The organism is Candidatus Baltobacteraceae bacterium (assembly GCA_036559195.1).
In the GTDB taxonomy this organism is placed as follows: domain Bacteria; phylum Vulcanimicrobiota; class Vulcanimicrobiia; order Vulcanimicrobiales; family Vulcanimicrobiaceae; genus JALYTZ01.
In genome coordinates, this window is the sequence record DATBTN010000029.1 from 1 (window position 1) to 4,165 (window position 4,165).

4 protein-coding genes are annotated in these 4,165 nt (G+C 63.4%); 3 read left to right on the top strand and 1 reads right to left on the bottom strand.

Features of this window, described 5'->3' with window-relative positions; genetic code table 11:
* Positions 1-315: hypothetical protein (locus tag VIG32_03285; GenBank protein ID HEY8297028.1), on the top strand; the 315-nt coding region annotated here is incomplete at its 5' end.
* Here the strand turns inward: VIG32_03285 and VIG32_03290 are convergent.
* Positions 255-866: a 3'-5' exonuclease gene (locus VIG32_03290; GenBank protein ID HEY8297029.1), complete on the bottom strand. Its 612-nt coding sequence runs from the start codon at positions 864-866 to the stop codon at positions 255-257. The genes VIG32_03285 and VIG32_03290 overlap by 61 nt on opposite strands.
* A gap of 97 nt (positions 867-963) precedes the next feature.
* Here VIG32_03290 and VIG32_03295 point away from each other — a divergent pair, with 97 nt between their 5' ends.
* A complete protein-coding gene (locus VIG32_03295) occupies positions 964-3,039 on the top strand; it encodes a PQQ-binding-like beta-propeller repeat protein (GenBank protein HEY8297030.1) in 2,076 nt (691 codons plus the stop codon).
* A 169-nt stretch (positions 3,040-3,208) separates the two neighbouring features.
* The gene (locus VIG32_03300; GenBank protein HEY8297031.1) at positions 3,209-3,649 is read left to right on the top strand and encodes a cytochrome c; all 441 of its coding nucleotides are present in this window, start codon (positions 3,209-3,211) and stop codon (positions 3,647-3,649) included.
* The last annotated feature ends 516 nt before the right edge of the window (positions 3,650-4,165 follow it).

Below are 4,165 nucleotides of genomic sequence, written 5' to 3' on the forward strand. Positions count from 1 at the left end.
GCGTTACTCGATTTGCCGGTCGGCCGCGAGAGTTATGCGGATTTTCTAACGCGCGGATTCTTTCGGATGGCGATGTTCCGCGTCGCCGTTGAAGACCGCTTCCCCGAACGCTCGGCACAAGAGTTGTGGAGCCTCGTCAGCCGGGAGCGCATCGATGCGATCGGCGGCGATCTCCTCATATCCGGCGGCGTCGTGCCGTGGCCGCTCGATCTCCAGCCGCGACGCACGCTCATTTTCGCGGAATCGCCCGAGTTTCAAGAGGCGATCGTCGCGCGAAGCCTCGCCGCACTGCAGCGGATCGGCGCACCTTGGTAATACGGGGCGCAGCCAACTGGCCGAGGCGTAGCCGAGCCGCGCATGCGCTCGAGGCAGCGCAGCAAAATGCCGGCGGTCACCAGCGCGTCGGAGAGCGCGCGGTGCGCGTCGAGCCCCTTAAACGCATCGTCCTTATCGAGTTCGAGATACGCGCGCAGCGTTTGATTTTTGTGATTCGGAGCGTCGGGAAAGACGCGGCGCGCGAGTTGCACCGTGCAAAGCGAGGGCGACGCCTGCAGCGACGGCAAAAACGCGAGATCGAACGACGCGTTGTGCGCCACGACAACCGCCTCGTCGCACATCTCGCGAAGCCTCGGCTCGACGGTGCGTAACGGCGGCGCGTGCGCGACGTCGGCATCGCGGATACCGTGTACGGCCGTGGCATAGCGCGGTATCTCGCGCTGCGGATTGACGAGCGTCGACCAGCTGCGCGCGATGATGCCGTCGACGACGACCACGCACGCCATCTCGACGATCCGATCGTTGACCGGACTAAATCCGGTCGTCTCCAGATCGATCACGGCAAACCGCCGTCGCGAAAGCAGATCCATGCGCTAAAGCTAGTCGCTTGCGATGCCACATGGCTGGCACACGCGGGGGAATCGCGAACCGGATGGACCAAACACGCGCTAGTGGAGGGTTAGCATCATGCGTACGTTTCTCGCGGTGCCCGCAGCACTCGCCGCCTTCGCGTTGGCCGCCTGCTCGAGTAGCGGCGGCGGCACCAACACGACGAACACGGCGACGATGAGCGCGGCTCCGGCCGGCGCATATACGGATGCGCAGGCCGCAACCGGTGCGTCGGTCTACGCTACGAGCTGCTCGCAGTGCCACGGTGCGAAGCTTCAGGGGCAGAGCGGTCCCGCACTCTCCGGCCCGAGTTTTCGGCAGAAGCTAGCGGGCTACGGAACCGCCGCGCAGTTGTACGATTTCATCAGCAAGCAGATGCCGGCTAACGCACCGGGAACGCTCGGCACGGCGAGCTATCTCGCGGTCACCGCATACCTGCTCCAGCAAAATGGCTACCCCTCCGGCAGCGCTGCGTTGGAGACCGCGACGCTCGGAAACGTGCAGCTAGCCTCGAACGGAGCGCAACCCTCCGCGAACGCGAGCGGCGCTCCCGCGAATAGCAACGAGATCGTGCGCGCGGCCGCCCCGACGACGCAAGAGTTCGGCCCGATGCCGGCCGGTGCGAACGCGAACGTTAGCGATGCAATGATGAGCGGCGCCGCAACCGACAACGCGGATTGGGTGCTGCACGGCCGCACCTACGCGAACGACCGCTACTCGCCGCTCGCGCAGATCAACGCCGGAAACGTCACTTCGCTCGCACCGGCCGCGATCGTGCAGACGGGCATGCCGGCGAGCTTCGAGACGACGCCGATCGTCGTTGGCGGCGTCATGTACGTCACCACGCCGGTGGTGAGCGACAAGATGAAGATCGCGGCGCTCAACGCCGCCACCGGCGAGCGCATCTGGGAGACCACGTACAATCTCGGCACGTTCCAAATCTGTTGCGGGCCGGTCAATCGCGGCGTCGCGGTCGGATACGGAAAAGTCTACGTCGTCACGCTCGACGACAAGCTGCTCGCGCTCGATGCCGCCAGCGGCAAAGTGCTCTGGCAGAAAGACATCGCGGATCCGAAACTCGGCTACTCCGAAACGATGGCGCCGCAGCTTTACCGTGGCGAAGTGATCGTCGGCAGCGCGGGCGGCGAATGGGCGATCCGCGGCTTCGTCGCCGCATTCGATGCATCGACGGGTTCGCAGAAGTGGCAGTGGTGGTCGACCGATCCGAAGAGCTTCCAAGGCGACTCCTGGAAAACCGGCGGCGGCATGGTATGGACCACTCCGGCGATCGATCCGAAACTCGGCTTGCTGATTTTCAGCACCGGCAATCCGAATCCCGATCTCTACGGTTCGAGCCGCGTCGGCGATAATCGTTACACCGATTCGATCGTCGCACTCGATGTAACGACCGGCAAACTGCGTTGGTACTACCAAGAAGTCAAACACGACGTGTGGGACTACGACGCCGTGAGTAATCCTGTACTCTTCGACGTCACGCAGAACGGCAAGAAGATTCCCGCTGCCGGCGAGGCCGGCAAGGTGGGGTGGATCTTCATCGTCGACCGGCGCACCGGCAAACTGATTCGCAAATCTGAGCCGTACGTGATGATGTCGAAGAACATGTTCTCGATGCCAACCAAAGCCGGCGTGCAGATGCTGCCGGGTGCGAACGGCGGAGCGGAATGGTCGCCGCCGGCCTACTCGCCGCAAACGCACGATCTATACGTGCTCGCGATGAATCAGCTCATGAACTTCACCACGCAGGAACCGAAGGCGCGCCAAGGCCAGATTCGGCTCGGCAGCGCGTTCACCAACGTTCCGAAAAACGGCGTGCAGAACGGGCCGTTCGTGGCGGTGAACATGGACACCGGGAAGATCGCCTGGAAGTACGTCGCGCCGCAACCGCTCATCGGCGGCGCGCTCGCAACCGGCGGCAACCTCGTCTTCATGGGCGAGGGCAACGGCTGGTTCGATGCCTTCAACGCCAAAACCGGAACGCGCGTCTGGCGCTACCAACTCGGCGCCGGCGTCAACGCGCCGCCGGTCACCTACGAAGTCAACGGCGTGCAATACATCGCCGTCGCCGCCGGCGGCAACTTCCAACTCGGCTACCCCTACGGCGACGCCATAGCCATCTTCAAACTCACCCACTAATCCCGCACATGCTTCGACAAACTCATGCTTCGACAAGCTCAGCATGACAAAAAATACCCCCTTGTCATCCTGAGCCTGTCGAAGGACGAGCCTGTCGAAGGACGGAGCCTGTCGAACGCCTCGTCGTTTATGCTGAAGGCGAAACGAAGCGCTCGGGGAAGATGCGCGGATGAATCGTTACCTCGTACTGCTCGCGGCCACCGCGCTGCTTGTCGCTACGAGCGCTTGTGCCTCGCATGCGAAGCCTGCTCCGCCGCCGCCGACAGTCAATGCGAATGGCCGGTCGATCTTCCAAACCGGCAAAAATTCGAGCGGCGTACAGATCGTTGCGAGACCGGCCGCGCTCATGTCGAGTTGCGCCGCTTGCCATCGCGCCGACGGCGCCGGCGGCCTGCACTTTGCCAGAGGCGCCGTCAGCGCCGACCTGCGCTATAAAGCGCTCGTCACGGGTCAGGCGCCGCGCCCGTACACGATAACGCTTCTCGAACGAGCGATTGCGACCGGCATCGACAACAACGGTCAGCCGCTCAGCCGGGTAATGCCGCGCTGGAGGCTCTCGCCGAGCGATCTTCACGATGTCGCCGCCTACGTGCTCACCGCGTTGAAGTAGAGCACGCTCGATCGACGCGGTGCGTCGCGCTCTCGCGGCCACGTGAAGTTTCCAAACCCGACGCTTAAAGGCACGACGCTCGCGAACGGCACGTACTACAAAGGCTGGTTCCTCGATTACGTTGTGACGAACGCAACTTCATGAAGCAAATCGGCCGATCCAACTACCACCTGATCTCCGACCAGGCACATTACGACCTGGCACAGGCTCTCGGCGCGACCACCGTCAAGCTGGCCGCCTACCACTAAGCCACAACCCCAGCGCGTCACGCGCTCAATATACGGGTAACAGCGAGGTATGTCAGGCGAACCTCTCGCAAGCGCCCCGGTCGTGCTCTCGTCGCAGGAACGAGAAATTTTATTGATGCAGTCGCTTGACGCACGGTCGATGCACCAGGTATGGGTGGATCGCGGCCGGGCATTCCTGCGCGGGCGCCCGGTCGACATCCCGCTCGACTTCGTCAAACGCGACGATATGTGTCCGATCGGCAGCTGGCTGCGCGACCGAATCGACCCG

Excerpts from the sequence above, each read along its gene's own strand:
- VIG32_03290 (HEY8297029.1), bottom strand. The coding sequence starts at position 866 with ATGGATCTGCTTTCGCGACGGCGGTTTGCCGTGATCGATCTGGAGACG.
- VIG32_03295 (HEY8297030.1), top strand. The coding sequence starts at position 964 with ATGCGTACGTTTCTCGCGGTGCCCGCAGCACTCGCCGCCTTCGCGTTG.
- VIG32_03300 (HEY8297031.1), top strand. The coding sequence starts at position 3,209 with ATGAATCGTTACCTCGTACTGCTCGCGGCCACCGCGCTGCTTGTCGCT.